The organism is Bradyrhizobium sp. GCM10028915 (genome assembly GCF_042666195.1).
Lineage (GTDB): Bacteria > Pseudomonadota > Alphaproteobacteria > Rhizobiales > Xanthobacteraceae > Bradyrhizobium > Bradyrhizobium canariense_D.
In genome coordinates this window covers 21,369-44,643 of the sequence record NZ_JBHTFN010000045.1, presented here as the reverse complement: position 1 = coordinate 44,643, position 23,275 = coordinate 21,369, and the positions used below count along the sequence as shown (strand labels likewise).

At 64.7% G+C, this 23,275-nt stretch carries 24 protein-coding genes; 15 read left to right on the top strand and 9 right to left on the bottom strand.

What is annotated here, in order from left to right:
* Positions 1-31 precede the first annotated feature (31 nt).
* Complete coding sequence (locus tag ACFQX9_RS26660; protein WP_085357815.1) at positions 32-1,387, bottom strand: TadE/TadG family type IV pilus assembly protein; 1,356 nt, start codon at positions 1,385-1,387, stop codon at positions 32-34.
* Positions 1,388-1,527: 140 nt separating this feature from the next.
* Here ACFQX9_RS26660 and ACFQX9_RS26655 point away from each other — a divergent pair, with 140 nt between their 5' ends.
* Positions 1,528-1,938 carry a (deoxy)nucleoside triphosphate pyrophosphohydrolase gene (locus ACFQX9_RS26655; RefSeq protein ID WP_085348366.1) on the top strand — a complete coding sequence of 137 codons (411 nt, stop codon included), beginning with the start codon at positions 1,528-1,530 and terminating at the stop codon, positions 1,936-1,938.
* A 159-nt stretch (positions 1,939-2,097) separates the two neighbouring features.
* Here the strand turns inward: ACFQX9_RS26655 and ACFQX9_RS26650 are convergent, their stop codons facing one another.
* Positions 2,098-2,967, bottom strand: coding sequence for a methyltransferase domain-containing protein (locus tag ACFQX9_RS26650; RefSeq protein ID WP_377791069.1), 870 nt, complete (start codon positions 2,965-2,967; stop codon positions 2,098-2,100).
* Between the two features lie 115 nt (positions 2,968-3,082).
* On the opposite strand from ACFQX9_RS26650, the gene ACFQX9_RS26645 reads away from it, so the two are divergent.
* The 5 genes from ACFQX9_RS26645 (at position 3,083) to ACFQX9_RS26625 (ending at position 5,940) form a co-directional block, all read left to right on the top strand.
* Positions 3,083-3,397, top strand: coding sequence for an NIPSNAP family protein (locus tag ACFQX9_RS26645; protein WP_007599187.1), 315 nt, complete (start codon positions 3,083-3,085; stop codon positions 3,395-3,397).
* A gap of 65 nt (positions 3,398-3,462) precedes the next feature.
* Entirely contained in the window at positions 3,463-4,260 is a 798-nt protein-coding gene (locus ACFQX9_RS26640; protein ID WP_377791068.1) for a ComF family protein, read from the top strand.
* Between the two features lie 47 nt (positions 4,261-4,307).
* Positions 4,308-4,583 carry a glutaredoxin 3 gene (gene grxC, locus ACFQX9_RS26635; RefSeq protein ID WP_018452902.1) on the top strand — a complete coding sequence of 92 codons (276 nt, stop codon included), beginning with the start codon at positions 4,308-4,310 and terminating at the stop codon, positions 4,581-4,583.
* Positions 4,580-5,458, top strand: coding sequence for a carbon-nitrogen hydrolase family protein (locus tag ACFQX9_RS26630; RefSeq protein WP_377791067.1), 879 nt, complete (start codon positions 4,580-4,582; stop codon positions 5,456-5,458). Before grxC ends, ACFQX9_RS26630 begins: the two co-directional genes overlap by 4 nt.
* Positions 5,455-5,940, top strand: coding sequence for a DUF1178 family protein (locus tag ACFQX9_RS26625; protein ID WP_018452900.1), 486 nt, complete (start codon positions 5,455-5,457; stop codon positions 5,938-5,940). Before ACFQX9_RS26630 ends, ACFQX9_RS26625 begins: the two co-directional genes overlap by 4 nt.
* Here ACFQX9_RS26625 and ACFQX9_RS26620 read toward each other — a convergent pair.
* From ACFQX9_RS26620 to ACFQX9_RS26610, 3 genes are all read right to left on the bottom strand, one after another.
* The gene (locus ACFQX9_RS26620; RefSeq protein ID WP_018452899.1) at positions 5,937-6,836 is read right to left on the bottom strand and encodes an EamA family transporter; all 900 of its coding nucleotides are present in this window, start codon (positions 6,834-6,836) and stop codon (positions 5,937-5,939) included. The two genes, ACFQX9_RS26625 and ACFQX9_RS26620, sit on opposite strands and share 4 nt — an antisense overlap.
* 252 nt (positions 6,837-7,088) lie before the next feature.
* Positions 7,089-7,862, bottom strand: a complete 774-nt coding sequence (gene ubiG / locus ACFQX9_RS26615; RefSeq protein WP_204512796.1) for a bifunctional 2-polyprenyl-6-hydroxyphenol methylase/3-demethylubiquinol 3-O-methyltransferase UbiG — start codon at positions 7,860-7,862, stop codon at positions 7,089-7,091.
* Positions 7,863-7,876: 14 nt separating this feature from the next.
* Positions 7,877-8,344 (bottom strand): PH domain-containing protein, encoded by a 468-nt coding sequence (locus ACFQX9_RS26610; RefSeq protein WP_018452897.1) that lies wholly within the window; start codon positions 8,342-8,344, stop codon positions 7,877-7,879.
* 150 nt (positions 8,345-8,494) lie between these two features.
* On the opposite strand from ACFQX9_RS26610, the gene ACFQX9_RS26605 reads away from it, so the two are divergent.
* The 3 genes from ACFQX9_RS26605 (at position 8,495) to prfA (ending at position 13,430) form a co-directional block, all read left to right on the top strand.
* Positions 8,495-9,751 (top strand): aspartate kinase, encoded by a 1,257-nt coding sequence (locus ACFQX9_RS26605; protein WP_204512797.1) that lies wholly within the window; start codon positions 8,495-8,497, stop codon positions 9,749-9,751.
* A 269-nt stretch (positions 9,752-10,020) separates the two neighbouring features.
* The gene (gene ptsP, locus ACFQX9_RS26600) at positions 10,021-12,288 is read left to right on the top strand and encodes a phosphoenolpyruvate--protein phosphotransferase (RefSeq protein WP_026232414.1); all 2,268 of its coding nucleotides are present in this window, start codon (positions 10,021-10,023) and stop codon (positions 12,286-12,288) included.
* Positions 12,289-12,344: 56 nt separating this feature from the next.
* Positions 12,345-13,430, top strand: coding sequence for a peptide chain release factor 1 (gene prfA / locus ACFQX9_RS26595; protein WP_085348398.1), 1,086 nt, complete (start codon positions 12,345-12,347; stop codon positions 13,428-13,430).
* A gap of 33 nt (positions 13,431-13,463) precedes the next feature.
* On the opposite strand, the gene ACFQX9_RS26590 is transcribed toward prfA, so the two are convergent.
* Both ACFQX9_RS26590 and ACFQX9_RS26585 read right to left on the bottom strand, forming a co-directional pair.
* Positions 13,464-13,934: a MarR family winged helix-turn-helix transcriptional regulator gene (locus ACFQX9_RS26590; protein ID WP_085348399.1), complete on the bottom strand. Its 471-nt coding sequence runs from the start codon at positions 13,932-13,934 to the stop codon at positions 13,464-13,466.
* A 112-nt stretch (positions 13,935-14,046) separates the two neighbouring features.
* Positions 14,047-14,661 carry a hypothetical protein gene (locus tag ACFQX9_RS26585; protein ID WP_204512799.1) on the bottom strand — a complete coding sequence of 205 codons (615 nt, stop codon included), beginning with the start codon at positions 14,659-14,661 and terminating at the stop codon, positions 14,047-14,049.
* A gap of 251 nt (positions 14,662-14,912) precedes the next feature.
* On the opposite strand from ACFQX9_RS26585, the gene ACFQX9_RS26580 reads away from it, so the two are divergent.
* The 4 genes from ACFQX9_RS26580 to ACFQX9_RS26565 all read left to right on the top strand — a co-directional run bounded on the left by ACFQX9_RS26580 (position 14,913) and on the right by ACFQX9_RS26565 (position 19,761).
* Positions 14,913-16,247, top strand: coding sequence for a substrate-binding protein (locus tag ACFQX9_RS26580; protein WP_018452891.1), 1,335 nt, complete (start codon positions 14,913-14,915; stop codon positions 16,245-16,247).
* An 84-nt stretch (positions 16,248-16,331) separates the two neighbouring features.
* Positions 16,332-17,207 carry a branched-chain amino acid ABC transporter permease gene (locus ACFQX9_RS26575; RefSeq protein ID WP_085348400.1) on the top strand — a complete coding sequence of 292 codons (876 nt, stop codon included), beginning with the start codon at positions 16,332-16,334 and terminating at the stop codon, positions 17,205-17,207.
* An 11-nt stretch (positions 17,208-17,218) separates the two neighbouring features.
* A complete protein-coding gene (locus ACFQX9_RS26570; protein ID WP_377791065.1) occupies positions 17,219-19,066 on the top strand; it encodes an ATP-binding cassette domain-containing protein in 1,848 nt (615 codons plus the stop codon).
* Positions 19,063-19,761 carry an ABC transporter ATP-binding protein gene (locus ACFQX9_RS26565; RefSeq protein ID WP_018452888.1) on the top strand — a complete coding sequence of 233 codons (699 nt, stop codon included), beginning with the start codon at positions 19,063-19,065 and terminating at the stop codon, positions 19,759-19,761. The genes ACFQX9_RS26570 and ACFQX9_RS26565 overlap by 4 nt, the downstream gene beginning before the upstream one ends.
* Here the strand turns inward: ACFQX9_RS26565 and ACFQX9_RS26560 are convergent.
* Positions 19,758-20,177: an HIT family protein gene (locus ACFQX9_RS26560; RefSeq protein WP_018452887.1), complete on the bottom strand. Its 420-nt coding sequence runs from the start codon at positions 20,175-20,177 to the stop codon at positions 19,758-19,760. The genes ACFQX9_RS26565 and ACFQX9_RS26560 overlap by 4 nt on opposite strands.
* Before the next feature lie 89 nt (positions 20,178-20,266).
* On the opposite strand from ACFQX9_RS26560, the gene prmC reads away from it, so the two are divergent.
* Both prmC and ACFQX9_RS26550 read left to right on the top strand, forming a co-directional pair.
* Positions 20,267-21,163, top strand: a complete 897-nt coding sequence (gene prmC, locus ACFQX9_RS26555; protein ID WP_085348402.1) for a peptide chain release factor N(5)-glutamine methyltransferase — start codon at positions 20,267-20,269, stop codon at positions 21,161-21,163.
* Between the two features lie 462 nt (positions 21,164-21,625).
* Positions 21,626-22,420: a DUF4167 domain-containing protein gene (locus ACFQX9_RS26550; RefSeq protein ID WP_377791064.1), complete on the top strand. Its 795-nt coding sequence runs from the start codon at positions 21,626-21,628 to the stop codon at positions 22,418-22,420.
* A gap of 69 nt (positions 22,421-22,489) precedes the next feature.
* On the opposite strand, the gene ACFQX9_RS26545 is transcribed toward ACFQX9_RS26550, so the two are convergent.
* The gene (locus ACFQX9_RS26545; protein ID WP_007599158.1) at positions 22,490-23,236 is read right to left on the bottom strand and encodes a class I SAM-dependent methyltransferase; all 747 of its coding nucleotides are present in this window, start codon (positions 23,234-23,236) and stop codon (positions 22,490-22,492) included.
* Between the last annotated feature and the right edge of the window lie 39 nt (positions 23,237-23,275).

Genomic DNA, 23,275 nt, shown 5'->3' with positions numbered 1-23,275 from the left:
CTTGACCCGCAAGCGGGCGGGGTGATCAAAATCACCCCGAGATCCGCGCATCCGCGAGTGCCTTCTTGAACAGCGCGTTCATCGCTTCCGAAATGCCCTGGGTGGGGCTGACCTCGAAATAGAATCCCGGCGAAGCGCAGCTCTGCATGTTCTGCGCGATCTTGCTGTTCGGAGACGGCCCCCACGGCCCGGGGTTAAAGGGCGAGATCCAGGTGGTGTACCAGGTGTCGGTAGGTGGTTGATACGTCGTGTACAGCACCGCGATCTTGATACCGCGGTCCTTGATGGCCGTGCAGAGCGCCGGATTGATCGGCGACTGACAGCGATTCGATGACGCGAGAGGATACGAAGAAGACGAGACACTACACATCGTCGTGCCTGAGTTGGTTTCGTCAGCGACCCCATCGGATACAAAAAACAGATATTTCAGCGGTGACGCGGATGTGCCGGCTCCCGGCGAGGCGATTGCGCTATTGATCGCGGGAAAAATCGTGGTGAAGGGAGTATCTTTGTCTTTAGTATACGAGTCATTCTGACCGGCGACCGCCATCAGGTCGATGTTTCCCGCCGCAGTCTTGGCGGAGCTCAGGCTCGACGACAGCGCGAACAGATTTCTCAATCCGATCGTCGCTGACGAAGCGCCGAAATCGTAGATCGCCATTCTGAACTGGTTCGAATAGGTCTGCGTGTTCTGGGCTGTGTCCATCAGGTTCGCGCTCGCCTGGCGCACCACGTCAATTCGGGTCGTGATGCCGTTTGCTTTGGCGATGTCGTAGTTGCTTGTGCCGGCGGCCTTGGTGGTGTCGTGACACGCGAATGCACATCCACCCGTCTTTCCCTGCAATTTCGTTATGTCGGTCGGTGTCGCTGCGACGCCCATCGACGGAGAATTGTCCAGCAGGAGATAGAAGTCGACATAGAGCGGCATATTGGCCGTCGACGACGACGTGCCGCTCATGGTCAGTGTGGTCTTGCCGATCAGGCCGAGAAACATGGTGTTGATGGTGGCGGTGAAAGAGACGGTCGAGTTGATGGTCGAGCCGGTCTTGACGACGGTCGGGGTGACGCTGTCGAGCGTATAGCCGGTCAGGTTGGCGCGATTGGCATCGAAGATTTTCTGGGCGTCGTCGACGCCGGCCGTGATCGTGCCGTCCGTGGTCATCGAGCCCGCGGCGGCAAACCCCGGCGATGCCTTGGCGAGCGCACCGACGCTGGCCGCGTCAGCCGCGCCCTGAAGCTTGGCCCGGACCTGCGTCGCGCGGGAGTAGTCGATCGCGGTGCCGATGAACGTGATCAGGGGGACGCAGCAGATTGCGAAGATCACCGCGACATTGCCGCGCCGGTCGCGAAGGAACCGACGGAAGATGGTACGACACTCAGCGCGCATGGATCTGGCCCGAAATGGTTTCAGCGTTTCCACTCTAGGAACCGTGGATTAAATATGACTTATGGAGACCTCGGAAACACGGGCCGTAACAGGGTTAACGAACCGTTGCGGATGATCCTTCAGCGAGCGGAATTCCAGGCATGGCTGATCTCAAACTGACGCTCGTGGTGGCTTGCGCGCTGGTCGACGCCGACAAGCGCGTCCTGATCGCGCAGCGCCCCGAGGGCAAGACGCTGGCCGGCCTTTGGGAATTTCCCGGCGGCAAGTGCGAGCCCGGCGAGCGGCCGGAACAGAGCCTGATCCGCGAACTCCACGAGGAGCTCGGCATCACCGTCGCCGAACCCTGTCTGGCGCCGCTGACGTTCGCGAGCTACGGCTACGAGACCTTCCACCTCCTGATGCCGCTCTTCATTTGCCGGCGCTGGGAGGGACAGGTCACGCCGCGCGAAGGCCAGGCCCTGGCCTGGGTTCGCGCCAACAAGCTGCGCGACTATCCCATGCCGCCCGCGGACATTCCGCTGATCCCGCATTTGATTGATTTGTTGATGTGAATTCGAAGCGGGCACCACACTCTCGGCGTCATGCCCGGGCTTGTCCCGGGCATCCACGATCTTCGTGCTGAACCGACAGGCGTGGATGGCCGGGACATAGGCGAGCGGAGGCGACGCCGTCCTTCGGACGGCTATGCCGGCCATGACGGCGGAGAGAGCTTACGTCCCTCCCGCCTTCTTCACCGCTTCCGCCAGGCTCGCCTTCGCTGATCCAGGCTTGAGCGGCTGCTGCTGGCTCGCATGCGGCGCCCAGCCGGAAAGCCAGATGATGTCGAATGTCGCACGGATGCGGCCGTCGGCGTCGGCAAAGCGTTCCGCGTAGATTTCAGCCATCCGCAGCAGCGTCGATCGCCGGCTCGGCGTGCGTCGCCGCTCGATCAGCACATTGGCGGCGCCCATGCGCCTGATATCCTGCATCAGCGCGAACGCGTTGGCGTAGCGCACCACGACGCGGTCGACATCGGTGACCGGCAGCGCAAACCCCGCCCGCTGCAACAGCGCGCCAACGTCGCGCAGATCGGCGAACGGTGCGACTCGCGGCGATACGCCGCCCTCGCATTCGGCCTCGGCGGCGGCAAAGGCCTGGCGCAGCTCGGTCAGGCTGTCGCCGCCGATCATCGCCGCCAGCAGCAGCCCGTCCGGCCTCAGCGCGCGACGGATCTGCGCGAGCACACCCGGCAGATCGTTGGCGAATTGCAGCGCCAGCGCCGAGACCACGAGATCGAGGCTCTCCGGTACAAAGGGCAGCTTCTCCGCACCCGACGCATCGAGCTCAATGCGCTCGATCGAGGGCAGTCGCGCGCGCAGCACCGCGAGATCCTCGCCGGGCGTCCAGAGATCGGCCGCTGTGTGAAACTCTCGCATCACCGCGGCCAGCCGGTCGGAGATGTCCTCGGCGACCCGATCCAGCAGGAAGCTCGCGGCACCTTGCGCCTGCGCGCGGCGCTGTCGCGCGCGCAGCAAGGCACGATCGAACAAAGCGGGCGGGGTTTGCGGGTCTTGAGCCATGCCGCTGGTTACGCCGATCATGCTGGTTCTGGCAATCCACTGCGCGCGGCGCTAGCCTTGCCTCATGGAGCCGACACCGGCCCCGTGTTCCAAACTAGCAATCCGCACCAGGCCCGCGGCGCCGGAGCGTCAAACGATGATCACCTGTTATCTGCGATACGAGATCCCCCCGGACAAGCTCGCCGAATTCGAAGCCTATGGCAGGATGTGGCTGGAACTAGTGCCAAGATTCGGCGGCATCCACCACGGGTACTTCCTGCCATCGGAAGGCGCCAGCGACGTCGCCCTCGCGATGTTCAGCTTCCCGAGCTTCGCGGCGTACGAACAATATCGGAAGGACAGCGCCGAAGATCCGGACGTCCAGAAAGCGATCGAGTTCGCAAGGCAAACGCGCTGCTTTCGCCGTTATGAGCGATCGTTCTTCCGGCCCGTGCTGCCGAAAGAGCCGTAGGCCGGGCGCGGACGAGAACAGCCCATTGACTTGAGCGTGGCGCAGGACGGCGCTAGCCTTGCCCAATGGACGCCGAGGCATCACCACCACGCTCCATTTCCAGCCATTTGCGCGGCGCGCTTCAGGCCTGCCGAGGTGTGATGGCGCATCTGCCAACGCTTGCACTCGACATCGCGCTGCCGACACTGTGCGTGTCCTGCCGCGAGCCGGTCGACGGCGAGGGCGTGTGCGCGGCGTGCTGGGCGCGGCTGTCGTTCATCGAACGGCCCTACTGCCCGCGGCTCGGCATTCCCTTTGTGTACGATCCCGGGCCCGACATGCTGTCGATGGAGGCGATCGCGAGCCCGCCGGCCTACCAGCGGGCGCGCGCCGCGGTGCGTTATGACGACGTCGCGCGCACCCTGGTGCATGCGCTGAAATACCAGGACCGGACGGATTTGGCGCCCGCCATGGGCCGCTGGATGGCGCGCGCGGGCGGCGAACTGCTCGCCGAAGCCGACATGCTGGTGCCCGTTCCCCTGCATTGGCGAAGGGCGTGGCGCCGCCGCTACAACCAGTCCGGGGCGCTGGCGCGGATCATCGAGCGGCAGAGCGGAGTGAAGGCGAAGGCTGAGGTGCTGCGCCGGGTACGCGCGACCGAGCAGCAGATCGGCCTGTCGCGGGCCCAGCGCGCCACCAATGTGCAGGGCGCATTCCAGGTATCCCCCGACCGCCAGGCGGACGTCCAGGGTCGGCGCATTGTCCTCATCGACGACGTCCTGACGTCGGGCGCGACGCTGGATGCGTGTGCGCGGGCCCTGCTCCGGGCCAAAGCGGCGCAAGTGGACGTGCTGGTGTTTGCCCGGGTTGTCGAGAGCCGGTGAAGTCCCATATAATTCAATGAATTCATGACATGAGAGCGCCAGACAAGATGACCGCTGCTGTCGAGATCTACACGAGGCCGGGCTGCGGCTATTGTTCCGCCGCCAAGTCGCTGCTGACCCGCAAGAAGGCGACGTTCACGGAGTTCGATATCGCCAAGAACCCGTCCTGGCGCCAGGAGATGTACGATCGCGCCGGCGAGGGCTCGACCTTCCCTCAGATCTGGATCGGCGGAGCCCATGTCGGGGGCTGCGACGAGCTCTACGCGCTCGATCGCGAAGGCAAGCTCGACGGCATGCTCGAAAGCGTCAAGGCGGAGTCATGAGCGACAACAGGACCTTCACGGCGGCTATGGTGCAGATGCGCACCGGCCTGATACCCGAGCCCAGCCTCGCGCAGGCCACCAGGCTGATCCGCCAGGCTGTAGCCAATGGCGCCGACTACGTGCAGACGCCCGAAGTCAGCAACATGATGCAGCTCAACCGCAAGGCCCTGTTCGAGCACCTCCAGAGCCAAGACGACGACAGCTCGCTGAGGGCGTACCGGGCGCTCGCGGCGGAACTGAAGATCCACATCCATGTCGGCTCGCTGGCGCTGCGCTTTTCGGACGAGAAAGCGGTCAACCGCTCGTTCCTGATCGGGCCCGAGGGCAATGTGCTCGCGAGCTACGACAAGATCCACATGTTCGATATCGAGCTGCCTGACGGCGAGAGCTATCGCGAATCCGCCAATTACCAGCCGGGCGAGACGGCCGTGATCTCCGACCTGCCCTGGGGCCGCGTCGGCCTGACGATCTGTTATGACGTGCGCTTCCCCGCGCTCTACCGCGCGCTGGCCGAAAGCGGCGCGTACTTCATCACGGTGCCCTCGGCCTTTACCCGCAAGACCGGCGAGGCGCATTGGCACGTGCTGTTGCGTGCGCGCGCGATCGAGACCGGTTGCTTCATCTTCGCCGCGGCACAGGCAGGCCTGCACGAGAACAAGCGCGAGACTTATGGCCATTCGCTGATCATCGATCCCTGGGGCGAGATCCTCGCCGAAGGCGATGTCGAGCCCGGCATCATCATGGCAAAAATCGATCCGGCCAAGGTCGAGACCGCGCGCCGCGCGATACCCTCACTCCAGCACGGCCGCCGCTTCGGCGTCGCCGACCCCAAGGCGGGGCCGGATCATCTGCACCTGGTGCGGGGATCGGCATGATCCGCTACGCGCTCCGCTGCGACCGGAGCCACGACTTCGAGAGTTGGTTCCAGAGCTCGGCCGCGTACGACCAGCAGGTGAAGCGCAAGCTCGTGACCTGTCCGATTTGCGGCTCGGCCAAGGTCGACAAGGCGATCATGGCGCCGCGCATCGTCGGCAAGAAGGGCCGCGGACGCGCCACGCCCCCGCCTGAGCCCACCGCCACGATGACCGCGCCCGAAGCTGCGCAATCCGCACCGACCTCGCTGCTGATGGCGCAGGAGCGCGAGCTGCGCGCCAAGCTCAAAGAGCTGCGCGATCACATCGTGAAGAACGCCGACAATGTCGGCGAGCGATTCGCCACCGAAGCCCGCGCGATGCATTACGGCGACAAGGAGCACCGTCCGATCTATGGCGAGGCCTCGCCCGACGAGGCCAAGTCGCTGATCGACGAAGGCATCGAGGTGTCGCCGCTGCCGACGCTGCCGGAAGATCGGAATTAGACTCCCACCAACACCGCCACGCCGACCACGATCAGCACGATGCCAATAATCTCGCGCGGCGCGATCGGCTGCTTGAACGAATAGTACGCCACGCCTTGCGCGAACAGCACCTCGATCAAAGCGAGGGTGCGGACATTGGCGGCGGCCGTCAGCGCGAACGCCAGGAACCAGAACTGCGAGGCGAAGGCGCCCATGAAGCCGGCGAGCAGCGATGGCTTCCAAAGCCTCAGGATCGACTGAAGCACTTTTGGCGCCCGCCAGAGCAGATAGACCGTCAGGATCAGCGTCTGCACGAACAGGCCGAGCACCAGCGTGAACGATGCCGCAGTCACGAACGAGACATCAGGCACGTTGATGATGGCGCCGCGGAAGCCGACCGCAGAGAGCGCGAAGGCCGCGGCCGCGACGAGGCCGGTGATGGTCGGCTTCAATTCGGCAAAGCTCTTCTCGCCGCCGGGCCGCAGCGCGGTGATGACGACGCCGATTGTCGCGATCACGATCGCAAGCACCTTCAGCCATGTCAGATGATCGCCGAGGAAGACGAAGCCGAAGATGGCGGTCTGGATCGCCTCGGTTTTCAAATAGGCCGTCGTCACCACGAAGGAGCGGTCGTTCATGGCGAGCAGCATCAGGCCGGTCGCGACGATCTGGCTGAGCGCGCCGAGCAGGAGCCACGGCCAGAACACACCGGGCGGCATATCGAGATGATCGCCGGTGGCGACCAGCACCACCGCCAGGAAAAGCAGCGAGAACGGAAAGCCGAACAGGAAGCGGATATTGGTTGCGCCCCAGGTCCCCAGCGGCTTCGTCAGCGACCGCTGCATCGCATTGCGCGCGACCTGGCCGAGCGCGGCAATGACGGTGAAGGGAATCCAGAGGCTGGCGATGGTCAACATGGGTGGGACTGCGCTGGGAGCGAGAGGACGTTGAGTCAACGTGCCGCTCGCGCTCAAGCAGGTCAATCACGCGGATGTCATGGGTGCGATGCTTGCCTGACGAATTCGGTGTCGTCCTGGACAAGCGAAGCGCAGATCCAGGACCCATTACCCCAGGGAGTGGTTTGGCGAAGACTCGTAATTATCAGTTTTCGCCTAACTAAACCCTGGCTTTCGCCAGGACGACGCCGAATGTTTGGAAGCGGCAACGCCTCACACCATGCCTTCCGCCACCACCATGTAGTTCACGTCCATGTCTGACGAGAGGGTCCATTTGTCGGCGAAGGGGCTGTAGACGACGCCGGTCTGCTCGGTGATGACCAGGCGGTTGTCGAGCAGGTATTTCGTCAGCTCGTCGGGGGTGACGAACTTGTTCCACTCGTGGGTGCCGCGCGGCAGCCAGCGCAGGACATATTCAGCGCCGACGATGGCAAGCGCAAAGCTCTTCCAGTTCCTGTTCAGCGTCGAGACCACCATCAGGCCGTTCGGCTTCAGCATCGCGGCGCAGCGCTTCAGGAAAACGCCGACGTCGACGACGTGCTCGACCACCTCCATCGCCAGAACGATGTCGAAGCGCTCGCGCGGGTCGATCTCCTCAACCGTGGTGCAGCGATAGTCGATCGCGAGGTGCGCCTTGTCGGCATGCAGCTTGGCGGCCGCGATGTTGCTGACCGACGGATCGACGCCGATGACCTGCGCACCCAGGCGCGACAACGGCTCGCAGAGCAGGCCGGCGCCACAGCCGATGTCGAGCACGCGCAGACCGCCGAGGCAGTTGAGGCTGCGCGCGTTGCGCTCGAACTTGCGGCAGGCGGCATCGCGGATATACCCGAGCCGCAGCGGGTTGATCCGGTGCAGCGGTGCCATCTTGCCGTTGGGATCCCACCACTCGACCGAGAGCTTTGAGAATTTCGCGATCTCGGCGGCATCGACGGTCGAGCCCGGCGAGGTGCTTGCGGTTACGGGAGTATCTTGCTGCATGCTCATGGTTACGCGCGGTCCTACCGCGTGGTGATCGAACTACGGAAGGCGAGCGGCGAGGCGATGGTCTTGATCGTCTCGATCCCCTCGCCGACGCCGCGAATCGTCACGTCGCCGTAGTTGAGAATTCGTCCAAGAATGGTCTGATCGACATCGACGCTCTCGACCTTGTCCAGCGCCATCTCGAAGGTGCGGCGCTTGATGAAGCCGGTCTTGTGCACGACCCGCAAATTGGTCACGTCGGTCTCGGTGGTAAAGCGATGGAACCAGCCCTTCACAGTCCAGTACAGCGCCGCCAGAGCGACCAGGCCGGCCGCAACCAGACAGAGCATGACGAGCCCCTCGACGGTGGTTTGCCGGGACAGGACGAACAGGACCAGCGCCACGATCCAGGCCAGGATCGCCGGAAAATAGAAGATCCAGTGCGCATTGGTCGAATACAGCACCTTCTCGCCAGGCTGCAGGATCTCGTCGATATAGCGCGCCATGATCTCGGTTAACCCACTACCCCGCACCCTGCCCCGCAGGAACCCGCTTGCCCCCGGCCCCGCCGCTATGTATACGCGCGGTCGGTGTCCGCGAGGCCCGTCCAGTGCGGGCCACCATACTGATCCTTATGAAGGAATGCACGCGTCGTCATGAGCCGCCTCGTGATGAAATTCGGCGGCACGTCCGTCGCCAACATCGAACGTATCCGCAACGTCGCACGCCATGTGAAGCGTGAGGTCGACGCCGGCCATGAAGTGGCCGTGGTCGTCTCGGCGATGTCCGGTAAAACCAACGAGCTGGTGGCCTGGTGCACCGAGGCCTCGCCGATGCACGACGCGCGCGAATACGACGCCGTGGTCGCCTCGGGCGAACAGGTGACGTCCGGCCTGCTTGCCATCGTGCTTCAGGGCATGGGTATCCAGGCCCGCTCCTGGCAGGGCTGGCAGATCCCGATCACGACCAGCGACGCCCATGCTTCGGCCCGGATCGAGGGCATCGACGGCAGCGAGATCATCAAGCGCTTCAGGGAGCGCAAGGAAGTCGCCGTGATCGCCGGCTTCCAGGGCATCAACCCCGAGACTAACCGCATCACCACGCTCGGCCGCGGCGGCTCCGATACCTCGGCCGTGGCGATCGCCGCCGCCGTGAAGGCGGACCGCTGCGACATCTACACCGACGTCGACGGTGTCTACACCACCGATCCGCGAATCGTGCCGAAGGCGCGCCGGCTCGACAAGATCGCATTTGAAGACATGCTGGAGCTGGCCTCCCAGGGCGCCAAGGTGCTCCAGGTCCGCTCGGTGGAACTCGGCATGGTCCACAACATGCCAATTTTCGTCCGCTCGAGCTTCGAAAAGCCCGAGGATATCGACCCGCATGCCAACCAGCCGCCCGGCACGCTGATCTGCAGCGAGGAGGAGATCATGGAAAGCCACGTCGTCACCGGCATCGCCTTTTCGAAGGACGAGGCCCAGATCTCGGTACGCCAGATCGAGGACAAGCCCGGCGTGGCGGCGTCGATCTTCGGCCCGCTCGCCAATGCCAACATCAACGTCGACATGATCGTGCAGAACGTCTCCGAGGACGGGAAGACCACCGACCTCACCTTCACGGTCCCGGCCGCCGACTACACCAGGGCCAAGGAGACGATTACCGCGGCCAAGGGCCAGATCAATTATGCCCGGCTCGACACGGCTACCGATGTCGCCAAGATCTCGGTGATCGGCAGCGGCATGCGCAGCCATGCCGGCGTTGCCGCCCAGGCGTTCTCGGCCCTCGCAGGACGGAATATCAACATCCGGGCCATTACAACCTCCGAGATCAAATTCTCGGTTCTGATCGACACCGCCTATACCGAGCTTGCGGTGCGCACCCTGCACACGCTCTACGGTCTCGATCAGGCTTAGGCTAATTTTCTCTTAGCGGTCGCAGCAAACGCGAAGGTGTCCACACTTTCGCGTTTGGCAGGCGTTTTGCTTGGCAAAACAAGCCCCAATTCGCTATACGGCGAACTGGGTGGGCTGCCAGAAACTGTGCCCCAGTTGAGGCGGTGCTGATTCGGCCCAGGCAACCGCCGGGGCTGGCGCCGGACGAGCAAATTTGTTGTTTTTCTGGATTTCTGGGCGAGCCGCCGCGGGTCCTTTCGGCCCCGGCAGACGGAGGAGATTGACGGTTCATGCGGAGCGCGTCGGGAGGTCCCCGCGTCTTGTTGAGACGGCTCCGCGAAACCATGGCGGAGCAGGTCTCGGCCCAGGAGCGGCTGGACAAGATCGTGGTGCTGATCGCCGCCAACATGGTGGCCGAGGTGTGCTCGGTCTATGTGCTGCGCGTCGACAACACGCTCGAGCTCTATGCCACCGAAGGCCTCAACCGCGAGGCGGTGCACCACACCGTGCTCAGCGCCCATGAGGGCCTTGTCGGCCTGGTCGCGAGCGAGGCAACGCCTCTCAACCTGAGCGATGCGCAGAGCCATCCGGCCTTCTCGTTCCGCCCGGAGACCGGCGAAGAGATCTACCACTCCTTCCTCGGCGTGCCGATCCTGCGCGCCGGCAACACGCTCGGCGTGCTGGTGGTGCAGAACCGCGCCAAGCGCAACTATGTCGAGGAGGAGCTCGAGGCGCTTCAGACCACCGCGATGGTGCTGGCGGAGCTGATCGCCTCCGGCGAGCTGTCTGCGCTGGCCCAGCCGGGCCATGAGCCCGCGGCGCGCCATTCGGCGCAGAAGGTCGGCGCCATCCTGTCGGAAGGCATCGCACTCGGCCATGTCGTGCTGCACGAGCCGCGGGTGGTCATCAAGGACTACATCGCCGAGGACCTGCCGAAGGAGATCAAGCGGCTCGACACCGCGCTCGCCAAGCTGCGCGCCGATCTCGACCGCATGCTGGAGCGCGGCGACGTCGCCGAGGGCGGCGAGCATCGCGAGGTGCTGGAAGCCTACCGCATGTTCGCCAACGACCAGGGCTGGTCGCACAAGCTGCACGAGGCGGTCGCCACCGGCCTCACGGCGGAAGCCGCCGTCGAGCGTGTGCAATCCGACACCCGCGCGCGCATGCTGCGCTCGACAGATCCCTATTTGCGCGACCGGCTGCATGATCTCGAGGATCTCGGCTATCGCCTGATGCGACAGCTGGTCGGCCAGGATCACGCGCCGTCACGCGAACAATTGCCCGACAACGCCATCGTCATCGCGCGCGCGATGGGCCCGGCGGCGCTGCTCGACTATGACCGCAAGCGCCTGCGCGGCATCATATTGGAGGAAGGCACCGCCAATTCCCACGTCTCGATCGTGGCGCGCGCGCTCGGCATTCCCGCGGTCGGCGAAGTCCCGAACGCGCCTGGTATCGCCGATCCCGGCGACGCCGTCATCGTCGACGGCACCTCCGGCATGATCTATGTGCGCCCATCGCAGGAGGTCGAAGCGGCCTTCGCCGAGCGCGTGCGCTTCCGGGCCCGCCGCCAGGCGCAGTATCTGGCGCTGCGCGACCGGCCCTGCGTCACCAAGGACGGCCAGAAGGTCGAGCTGATGATCAATGCGGGTCTCGCGATCGACTTGCCGCACATCGAAGACACCGGCAGCGCCGGCATCGGCCTGTTCCGCACCGAGCTGCAATTCATGGTCGGCCAGAGCCTGCCGCGCACCAGCGACCAGCTCGCGCTCTATCGCACCGTGCTGGATGCCGCCGGCACCAAGCCCGTCACCTTCCGCACCCTCGACATCGGCGGCGACAAGGCGCTGCCTTATATGGAGGCGGTAATCGAGGAGAACCCCGCGCTCGGATGGCGCGCGATCCGGCTCGGGCTCGACCGTCCCGGCCTGTTGCGCGGCCAGATCCGCGCACTGCTGCGCGCCGGCGGCGGCCGCGCGCTGCGCATCATGTTCCCGATGATCTCGGAGGTGGGTGAATTCGATTCTGCGAAGGCGCTTGTCGAACGCGAACTGACCTATCTGCGCCAGCACGGCCACACGCTGCCGGAGCGGATCGACATCGGCACCATGGTCGAGGTGCCGGCGCTGCTTTATCAGCTCGACGAGCTCCTGAAGAAGGTCGACTTCATCTCGGTCGGCTCCAACGATCTGTTCCAGTTCCTGTTCGCGGTCGACCGCGGCAACGCGAAAGTCTCGGAGCGCTTCGACACCATGTCGGCGCCGATCCTGCGCGCGCTTCGCGACATCGCACGCAAGACGCAAGCCGCGAACAAATCGCTGTCGCTCTGCGGCGAGATGGCGTCGAAACCGATCGGCGCGCTGGCGCTGATCGGGATGGGCTATCGCTCGCTGTCGCTCTCGGCCACCGCGCTCGGCCCGGTCAAGGCCATGGTGCTCGATCTCGACGCCAAGAAGGCCGAGGCGATGCTCGGGCCGTTGCTGGACGCGCCCGCCGGCAGCGTCTCGATCCGGCAGAAGCTGACGGAATTTGCCGAGGCCGAAGGCCTGGCCTTGTAGCGGGCCTGTCGCCCCCTCCTGCCGCCTCGCCCTTTTCCGCATTTGAGACCGAACCGATGTCGTCACTCCCCGAAGCCAAACTGGACGTCCTGCTCGCGCATCACGCCTCACTCGAGGCCGAATCGCTCGGTCAGCTCGCCTCCGAACGCTATGTGCAGATCACGCGTGAGCTCGCCGAGCTCACGCCATTGATCGAAGCGGTCAAGACCTATCGTTCGGCCCTCAAGGAGCTCGCCGACACCGAGGCGCTGATCGCCGATCCCGCGACCGATGCCGAGATGCGCGCCATGGCGGAAGCCGAGCGCGGCGAGCTGACGCCGAAGATCGAGGAGTTGGTCCAGAAGATCCGCGTCGCGCTGCTGCCGAAGGACGCCATGGACGATCGCAACGTGGTGCTGGAAATCCGCGCCGGCACCGGCGGCGACGAGGCTTCGCTGTTTGCCGGCGACCTGTTCCGGATGTACGAGCGCTTCGCGGCCCTGCAGGGCTGGAAGGTCGAGGTGATCTCGGCCAGCGAAGGCAGCGTCGGCGGCTACAAGGAAATCATCGCCGAGGTGCAGGGCCGCGGCGCGTTCTCTAAGCTGAAGTTCGAGTCCGGCGTGCACCGGGTGCAGCGCGTGCCGGACACCGAGACGCAGGGGCGCATCCACACATCTGCCGCCACCGTCGCCGTGATGCCCGAGGTGGAGGAGGTCGACGTCGAGATCCGGAACGATGATTTGCGTATCGAGACGATGCGCGCCGGAGGCGCCGGCGGCCAGCACGTCAACAAGACCGAATCGGCGATCCGCATCACCCACATCCCGACCGGCATCGTGGTGATGATGCAGGATAGCCGCTCGCAGCACAAGAATCGCGCTTCCGCCATGAACATCCTGCGCTCGCGCATCTACGACGCCGAGCAGCAACGCCTCGACGCGGCGCGCTCGGCCGAGCGCAAGGAGAAGGTCGGCTCCGGCGACCGCAGCGAGCGCATCCGCACTTATAATTTCCCGCAAGGACGCGTCACCGATCACCGCATCAATTTGACGCTCTATAAGCTGCCGCAGGTGATGGCGGGCGAAGCGCTGGGCGAACTGACCGACGCGCTGACCACCGAGCACCAGGCCGCGCAGCTCGCCGCTCAGGGCGCGGCGGCGTAGAGCTCGCGGCTTCGCGCTTTCTTCAGCGTGTCCTCAGCATCTCTTGGCTCGAAACGCTCGCAGGATCTTGCCCAAACCGGGCGCGGCGGCGCTGAGCTCGTCCAGATGGATGCGCGAGAGGGATCGCAGCTTCCGCTCGCCCTTCGCTGTCAGCTTGACCAGGACGCGCCGCGCATCATCGGGGTCGGCTTCCCGGCCAATCAGCTTCAGTTTCGCCATGCGATCCACCAGCTCCACCGCGGTGTGGTGCCGGATCAGCAGGAAGCGCGCGATGTCGCCGACGCTGGCGCCGTCAGGGGCGGCCAATCCCTTGATCGCCAGCAGCGCCTGGTGCTGCTGCGGCGTCAAGCCGGCGCTCTGGGCCGCGGCTTCGCTGAAGGCCAGGAAAGTTCGGAGCTGATAGCGAAACTGCGCAAGCGCCCCGTAGTCGGCCTCGCGCATCGCGCCACCCTTTGTGGGCACAGCACGCGCCGGGCGTGTCGTCTTCCGCTTCGATGGGGCCATTCCCTGCCTGCGACGTCGAGCCAGCCGGTGCAACGGGCGGCCTCACCGAGACTAGCAAGGAAGGCCAAGCCGAACCAACCGACCGGCGCCCCGGACACACAAATATCGCCACCTATTCGAAGCTGGACAGCAGGATCTTCACCAGGATGACCTGGAACGCGATCGGGATACGGACGCTCTTTCGCCGGATCGAGCGCTGCAGCGCGCCGGCAATCTCGGCGCTGGTCAAGGCACCCGCGGATGCATTGCTAATCAACTCGGCCCACATCTGCGACAGCGAGCCGCCGGGCGGGATCACCGGCTTGATCGTCACGCCACAGCCCTGCGCCCAGTCGATGATTTCCCTCATCGTGTGAGGACCGCAATTGCGCGCGGTCGCGAGGCGTTCGGCCGTCAGCGCAAGCAGCAATTCGCGCGAGGGCGACCAATTCCCCTTCGGCGGTTGCTCGGCAGTGAGCTCGACCGCGAGTTCCTTGAGGACGTTCTGGGCGCGCACGCTTAGCTTCTGCATCGGACCGGGCGCGCGCTTCGCCTGAACGGGGCCGACGGCGGGCCCGCGCCGGCCGGCCGGCCCGTTGCGCGGATCGGGCATGCGCGAGGCATCGCCGGACTGCGGTGTCGCCCGCTGCCCGCTCACCTCTTCCGGCCACGCCGCCTCCTGCCGCTCCGCACCTTGCGGCCACGACCGTCGCTTTCGGGTACCCGCCACTGTCGTCTGCCGCGCCATTTCTCTCGCCGAACCCGCCAGCCTCGTACTCACAAAGGCTAATATATATCGTGATGCGATATGTTTTCACGAGATAATTTTCGGCGTTCGACCAAAGACGAAATTGACAGAAGGCGTTCACAAGCAATGCTTGCGCCCAAGAGCTACACGCGGATGTGACGTGCCCGGCGCGGACAGGCCTTCGAGGCCGGCTGCCGTCGGACAGGTCGTGCTTTGCCTGCAAACAAGAACGACGTTAGGAGGAAACGATCATGACTGACAATCTCATCCGCCGCGGCCTTTCGCGCCGTGGCCTGCTTCAGACCACCGCGGGCCTCATCGGTGGCGCGGTTCTGCCGGGGATGCCGGCGTTTGCCGAGGACAAGCCGGCGATCGGCTCCTACCCCGCAGGGGTCTCGGGCTCCACCGCCTTCATCGGCATCTCGGTGCCGCGCACCGGCACCTATGCCGTGCAGGGTGAAGACGAGCTCAAGGGCTACCAGCTCGCGATCGAGCACATCAATGAAGGCCACGAGCTGATCAAGAAGATCTCGCCCAAGACCAGCAAGGGCGTGCTCGGCAAGGAGCTGAAGTTCGGCGTCGCCGATTCCGCGGCCAAGCCGAACGAGGCAGTGCAGGCGCAGCAGCGCTTCATCAGCGAGAACAAGGCGATCATGATCACCGGCGGCACGTCGAGCGCCGTTGCGGTGGCGCTGAACAAGCTCGCCCAGCGCGAACATGTGATTTTCGTGTGCGGCATTTCCGGCTCGAACGATACCACTGGCAAGGATTGCGTCCGCTACGGCTTTCGCCAGAACTTCTACGGCCAGACTGCGGCCGCAGCGATCGGCCCGGTGATGGTACGTGAGTTCGGCAAGGGCAAGAAGGCGGCGTATCTGACTCCCGACTACACCTACGGCCACACCGTTACCAAATCGATGCAGGACTTCCTGGCGACCGCCGGCTGGACCACCGTGACCAACCAGGTCGCCCCGCTCGGCGCCCCCGACTATTCCTCATACCTGCTGAACGTCGCCAACTCCGGCGCCGACGTGCTGATCAACGTCAATTGGGGCCACGACGCGGTACTGTCGACACAACAGGCCAAGCAGTTTGGCGTGCTCGACAAGATGAAGCTGGTCGTGCCGTACCAGGTGCCTTTCATCGCGCGCGAGACCGGGGGCCTGATGCAGGGCGTCTACGCCGCCACCGACTATTGGTGGACCATCGAGGACAAGTTCCCGCTGGCGAAAATGTTCAACGAAGCGTTCGAGAAGAAGTACGGCTACAAGCCCGAATGGGGCGCCGAGAACGCCTATGTCAGCTTCGCGCATTGGGCGCACATGTGCGAGCAGGCCGGCAGCTTCAGTCCGCCTGACGTGATCAAGACCTACGAGAAGGGCGAGACGATCCCCTCCCTGGTCGGCGACGTCCATTACCGCCCGGAGGATCACCAATGCGTCCGCCCGGTGATCATCGTCAAGGGCAAGCAGCAGAAGGACATGAAGAACAAGGAAGACTGGTACGACGTCGTCGAGATCGTCCCGGGTGAGGGCCTGATGCAGAAGCCCGACGCCTTCGGCTGCCATCTCGGCGACTACAGCTGAGACCTCGCCAACCCCTGTGACGCCGCGGACTGCACTCCGGTCCCGCGGCGTCGCCTTTTTCTGACGCGCAACAGCGATTGTCCCATGATAAGTTGGCCCAACCTCGTTTCACAGCTTTTCAACGGGCTCGCGCTCGGCGCCCTGCTCGCGCTGATCAGCTCCGGCCTGACCATCATCTACGGCACGCTCGGCGTGCTCAACCTCGCACACGGCGCGATGTTCATGATCGGCGGCTATGCCGGCTTCGTCGCCTACCAGTACACGGAGTCGTTCATCCTTGCCGTGATCGCGGGCTCCCTGTTCGTGATGCTGCTCGGCGTTCTCATGGAACGCGTCATCATCCGTCATTTCTATCATCGTCCGCACGAGGATCAGCTGCTCGTGACCTTCGGGCTCGGCATCTGTTTCGTCGAGCTCGTGCGCCTGATCTTCTCGAGCCAGTCGCAGCTGGTGCCGCCGCCGGCGCTATTCCAGGGCATCACCAATCTCGGCTTCATGTTCTATCCGACCTACCGCCTCGCCGTCGTCGGCATCGTCGCGATCGCCCTCGGCGCATTGTTCATCGTGCTCTACCGGACCCGGCTGGGCATGATTGTGCGCGCCGGCATCGAGGATTCGGTGATGGTGGATTCGCTTGGCATCAATGTCTATCGCGTCTTCATGGTGGTCTTCGGCATCGGCGCAATGGCCGCCGGCTTTGCCGGCATCGTCAACGCGCCGGTGGTGTCGCTGACACCGGGCATCGGTGACGACATCCTGGTCCAGACTTTCGTGGTGGTGGTGATCGGCGGCGTCGGTTCGTTCCCCGGCGCAATTCTCGGCGGCCTGATCGCCGGCGAGATCATCAGCGTCACCTCCATGTTCAACCCCGGCTATGCCTATGTGATGCTGTTTGCGGCGATGACGCTCGTACTCGTGGTACGACCGCATGGCCTGCTCGGCGTCCAGGGCCGCGAGTAAGCGATCACCTGATGCTCAAGCAACGCCCCTTCCTGATCGAAGCCCTGACTGCGATCGGCTTGATCGCAGCCCCCTTCGTGCTGCCTCATCTCGGCTTCGCGCCGAACACCGTGAACAGGATCCTGGTCTGGGGCCTGTTCGGGCTCGGCTTCGACATCCTGTTCGGCTTCACCGGCCTGCTCTCGTTCGGCCAGTCCGCCTTCTACGGCACCGGCGGCTTCGTCGCCGCCTACCTGCTGACCCGCGCGGGCTTCGGCAACGTGCTGGGCGCGCTGATCATCGGCATGATCGCGGCCGCAGCGACCGGCTACCTGATCGGCCTGATCGCATTGCGCCGCACCGGCATCTATTTCGCGATGATCACCGTGGCAATCGCGGAAGTGTTCTTCTTCGTCGAATTCAATCCACTTTCCGATTTCACCGGCGGCGAAAACGGCCTGCCCGGCGTGCCGACGCCGAGCTTCAATCTCGGCTTCACCTCCATCCACTTCACCAATGGCTGGTCGCTCTATCAGTTCATCGCGCTGTGCTATTTCGTCGGCGTCGTCATCGCCCTCAGGATCGTGCGCTCGCCGGTCGGCGCGGTTCTGAGTGCGATCCGCGACAATCCGCTGCGCGCCACGGCCGTCGGCCACAACATCCATGGCTACAAGCTGACCGCCTTCGTGATCGCAGCCGCTTACGCGGGTTTCGCCGGCGGACTGCTCGGCGTGCTCCAGGCCTTCATGCCGCCCGACGCCTTCACCTTCGACACCTCGGGCCAGCTCGTGATGCAGACGGCCATCGGCGGCAGGGGCACGCTGTTCGGACCGCTGGTCGGCGCAACCGTTTGGCTGTTCCTTCAGGACTTCCTGCAGTCCGCACTGGGCCTCGGCGCAGCCTGGAAGTTGGTGCTGGGTGTCGTGTTCGTGCTGCTGGTCTGCTTCCTGCGCGGCGGCATCATCGGCGGCCTTGCCGATCTCTACCGCCTCGTCTCGGGAAAGCGAAAGCAGACGGATGCGGAGATGGAGCAGGACGCCGCTGACACCGAGGCCAGGCTGCAACCTCCACCGGCGCCGATGCAGGCCAAGGAGGTCGAGCACCCCGCCTATTCCGGGCCGATCCTGAAAGCCACCGGCCTGACCAAGCGCTATGGCGGCCTCGTTGCCAACAGCGACATCGATTTCAGCGTCAATCGGGGCGAGCTGCGCGGGATCATCGGCCCCAACGGCGCCGGCAAATCAACCTTTTTCAAGATGCTGACCTGCGAGATCGCGCCGAGCTCCGGCCAGATCGTGTTCGAGGGCCGCGACATCACGGGATTGAAGGTCACCGAGGTTTGCCAGCTCGGATTGACCAAAAGCTACCAGGTCAACCAGCTCTTCACCGGGTTGACGGTGCGGGAGAACCTGACGATCGCAGCCCTTGCCGAACTGCGCGGAAAATTCCGGCTCGACCTGTTCCGCACGCTCGGCGGCGTCAAGGGCCTGACGGAGCAGGTGGCGCACACGCTCGCTTTGGTGAACCTGACCCGTCGTGCCGACACGCCCGTGTCCGAGCTCGCCTATGGCGAGAAGCGCAGGCTGGAAATCGGGCTTGCGCTCGCCACGTCGCCGCGCCTGTTGCTGCTTGACGAGCCGCTCGCCGGTATGAGCCCGCGAGAGCGTCTCGAGACCGTCAAGCTGCTCAAGTCGATCGCGCGCGGCCGTACCATGATCATCATCGACCACGACATGGATTCGCTGTTCGAGTTGGTCGAGCGCGTCACCGTGCTCCAGGAAGGCCGGGTGCTGGTCTCCGGCACGCCGGAGGAAATCAAGGCCAACGCCGCCGTCCAGGAAGCCTATCTCGGTGGCGTGCACGGAGAGATCGCGGCATGAGCCTGATCGAGGTCAACGGCCTGAACAGCTATTACGGGGACTCCCACATCCTGTTCGACGTCGCCATGCATGTCGAGCGTCACGAGGTGGTGGCGCTGCTCGGACGCAACGGCGCCGGCAAGAGCACCACGCTGAAGAGCCTTATGGGCGTCGTGACGCCGCGTAGCGGCAGCGTGAAATTCGACGGCATCGATATCGCCGGGCGCAAGAGCCACAGAATCGCGCAGGCCGGCATGCAGCTCGTGCACGAGGAACGCCGCATTTTCGGCAGCCTGTCGGTGGAGGAAAACATCGTCCTCGCCGGCATCACCGCGCCGAAACGCTGGCCGCTCGATCGCATCTACGAGATGTTTCCGCGGCTGAAGCAGCGGCGCAACAACCGCGGCACCGAGCTATCCGGGGGCGAACAGCAGATGCTCGCGATCGCACGGGCGCTCGTGCGTGATCCCAAGATCGTGCTGCTGGACGAGCCGTTCGAGGGACTCGCGCCCGTCATCGTCCACGATCTGGTCAAGGCCTGCCGCGAGCTCGCCGCCGCCGGCCAGACCATCGTGCTGGTCGAGCAGAACCTGGCGGCGACGCTGGCGCTGGCGACACGGATCTACATCATCAACAACGGACATATCGTGCACGAAGGGCCGGCGCGGGAGCTCAAGGCCCAGCCGGAGCTGCTCCAGCGCTATCTCGGCGTCTAGAGAGCGGCGATCATTCGCCTGGCGTGAGCGGCGAGCACCGCCGTGTCCTCCTTGCGCGTCTGCGCCGGCAGCAGCTCGATTCCGGCCCTGACCGGCATGACGTGCATGTGCAGGTGAAAGACCACCTGGCCGCTGGCCGGCTCGCTGAACTGCTGAAGGATGATGCCCTCGGCGTCGAACGCCTTCATCGCGGCAATCGCGATCCGCTTGGCGGTTCGGGCGACCGCGGCGAGGTCGTCATCCGCGATGTCGAGGATGCCGCGTGCCGGCGCCCGGGGAACGACCAGCGTGTGCCCGGGCGAACGCGGCATGATGTCGAGGAAGGCGAGGCTACGGTCGTCCCTGAAAACCTCGAAACAGGGGATCTCGCCACGCAGGATCTTTGCGAAGACGTTCTGATCGTCGTAGGGCGTCATGGACCCTCCTTGGTTGCGAGGCGCGATCTGACGCGCTCCTTTTCATTGACGCAAGCAAGCCAGCCGATCTATCCACGATGCTAGGCAGGATGGTTCCATTGGCGACAGATTTCGATCCCGGACACAGCATCGAGAGTGCGCGGCGCGTGCTTGCGGCACGGCTGCAATCGGCCGGCATCGAGCAGCCCGCCCTCGATGCGCGCCTGCTCGTCGGAGCTGCGCTGAGGCTTGATCTGACCGGGATGGTGACGCAGGCGGGCCGACAACTCGCGCCTGAAGAGGCTGCGCGGCTGGAAGCGTATGCGCAGCGCCGGCTCGCGCATGAGCCCGTCGCCCGCATTCTCGGCGCTCGGGAATTCTGGGGCCTGCCGTTCCAGCTATCCGAGGCGACGCTGGTCCCGCGGCCGGATACCGAGACCGTGGTCGAACTGGCGCTCGAGATCTTTCATGGGCTTACGAATTCGGGACGGCGCCCGTGCATCGCCGATATCGGCACCGGATCCGGCGCCATCCTGCTCGCGCTGCTGCACGAAATTCCCGGCGCCGTCGGCGTCGGCACCGATCTCAGTCTGACCGCGCTCAAGACCGCCAGAGACAACGCCGCGGCTCTTGGCCTCGCCGACCGCGCCAGCTTCGTCGGCTGCTCCTACGCAGCGGCGCTCCGCGGCCCGTTCGACCTCGTCGTGTCGAATCCGCCCTATATCCCGTCGGCCGAAATTCCGAAATTGAGCATCGAGGTGCGCGAGCACGATCCGCACCTGGCGCTCGACGGCGGCAATGACGGTTACGACGCCTATCGCGCCCTGATCCCGCAGGCGACTGAACGTCTCGCTCCCGGCGGAGCACTGATCGTCGAGGCCGGACAGGGCCAGGCCCGAAATATTGAAACCTTGATGACGGCTGCCGCGTTGGTCGTGGACAGGCCGCCCAAGGCCGATCTGGCGGGCATCCCACGGGCGGTTTCGGCCCGGAAAATGCCCCCATAAAAGCCGGATTGGGCTGCAAAAAACCTCTTGGAATATCCCTTGGGAACGACTACCTTCCTATCAACACATCGGTGCCGGCCCCGTAGACCTACGGGCGAAAGCCGGGCTCTCGGGCGAGAGCTTACTGATAATGGTTCCAAGCCGCAGGTCCTGTTGAGCGCGATGGCCATTTGAGCTGCGCTGCTTACCGACCGCAACGTGAACGAAAGCCTGATATTGCGCTTGAAGACTTACGCAACAAAGCAGGGCTTGTTTCGGCAGGCGATATGAATGGGTTCGCTGGCGATGGATGCTGGCGGTGGGGAACGCGTCTTTTGTTGAACGCGACGGTCGACGAACATCGGCAGGGATCAATCCGCTCTTGCGTGCGGTTGCGCGCAAGCGATGTGAACCGCTGTCATCAGGTCACTCTCGGCAATCAGTAATGCGTGCAACCTTTAGGGCTGGAATTAAAGGCAGGACATGAGAAACGGTCAGAACAAGCAGCGGATGCGCAACCGCAACAATAATAATAGCAATAACAACAATAATAACCGGCGCGGCCAGAACCCGATGACCCGGGTCTACGAGTCCAACGGACCTGACATCAAGATCCGCGGCACGGCTTCGCATATTGCTGAAAAATATCTCCAGCTCGCGCGCGACGCGCGCTCATCCGGAGACCCCGTTGCGGCCGAGAACTACTACCAGCATGCCGAGCATTATTTTCGTCTGATCGCGACGGCTCAGGAACAGTTCCGGCAGAACCAGCAACCGCGCGGCGACGAGCCCATCAGCAACAACAGCGGTGACGACGGCGAGGACGACGGCGAGAATTTCTCGAATTTCGGCCAGGAACCGGGTTTTGTCCCACAGCCGCCACCGCCGCCCTTCACCCGCGACCGCGACGGCCCGCGCGATCATCAGCCGCGTGATCATCAGCCCCGCGACAACCATGCTTATCAGCGCGACAACCAGCAGCCGCGCGAGCATCGCGAACGCGACCATCGTCCGCAGCCGCAATATCAGCCCCAGCCGCAACCGCTACCGCTGAACCAGCCTCAGCCCGTCGTCGCCGACGCCGTCAGCGTCGATCGTTTGCCTTCCTTCATCACCGGCCCGCAGCCGCAGGTGAGCGGTGGCGCGCCCGGCCAGGCCGGCTTCGAAGGTGGTGGTGGCGAGCGCTTTCCGCGGCGGCGCCGCCGCCCGAATGGCCCGCGCCCCGAGCGCGAAGCCGCTCCGGCCGCCTCAAGCGACGAAGTGGCTCCCGGCGAGTAAGCCTTTCGCCGGACATCTTGCCAGATGTCCTGACCCGAATCGTCCCGGCATGTCCGGGACGATTTGTTTTTAGCCGCGCGTCGCCGTCGTCGAGGATGGTACCAGCACCGGCTTCGCCAGTGATGGAATGAGCCGCGCCCGCTCGCGCTTGGCGGGGATCGCGCGGTAGACCTGCTTGGTCGCCTCGACGATGTGCACGCCGGCGAAGGGCAGCGACAGCGCCGCGCCGGCCCGCTCCCACATCTGTGCGGATTTCAGCACCCAGCCCCCGGCATAGGGCGGCATGAACAGCGCCTCGCCCCAGGCGGTCGGGGTGAACCAGGTCTGGCGCAACAGGTCCGTGATCTGCGAACGCGAATAGGGCCGGCCGTGACCGAACGGCGTGCTGTCGGTGCGGGTCCACACCCCGCGCCGGTTCGGGATGACCGCAATCACGCGACCGGACGGCGACAGCACGCGCCATGCCTCGCGCAGCAGCGCGGCCGGATCGTCCGACATTTCCAGTGCGTGGACCAGCAGGATGCGATCGACCGCGGCGTCGGGAAGCGGCAGCGAGAACTCGTCCACCAGCGAGGCAAGCGCCGGCCGTCCGGTGGGCCATTTCAGGACGCCCTGGGCCGAGGGCATGAAGGCGATGCAGCGCTCCGCGTCCTCGCGGAACAACCCGAGATAGGGCGTGGGATAGCCGAAGCCGAGCACCCGCTGGCCATCGACGCGCGGCCAGCGCTCCCGAATGCCGCGATTGATCATTTGCCGCGCCACAATCCCGAGGCGACGGGAGTAGAACTCGCGGAGGTCGACGACATCAATGGTCATGATCGCAATGTAACATGCACGAGGCGGCCCCCGCGCGCG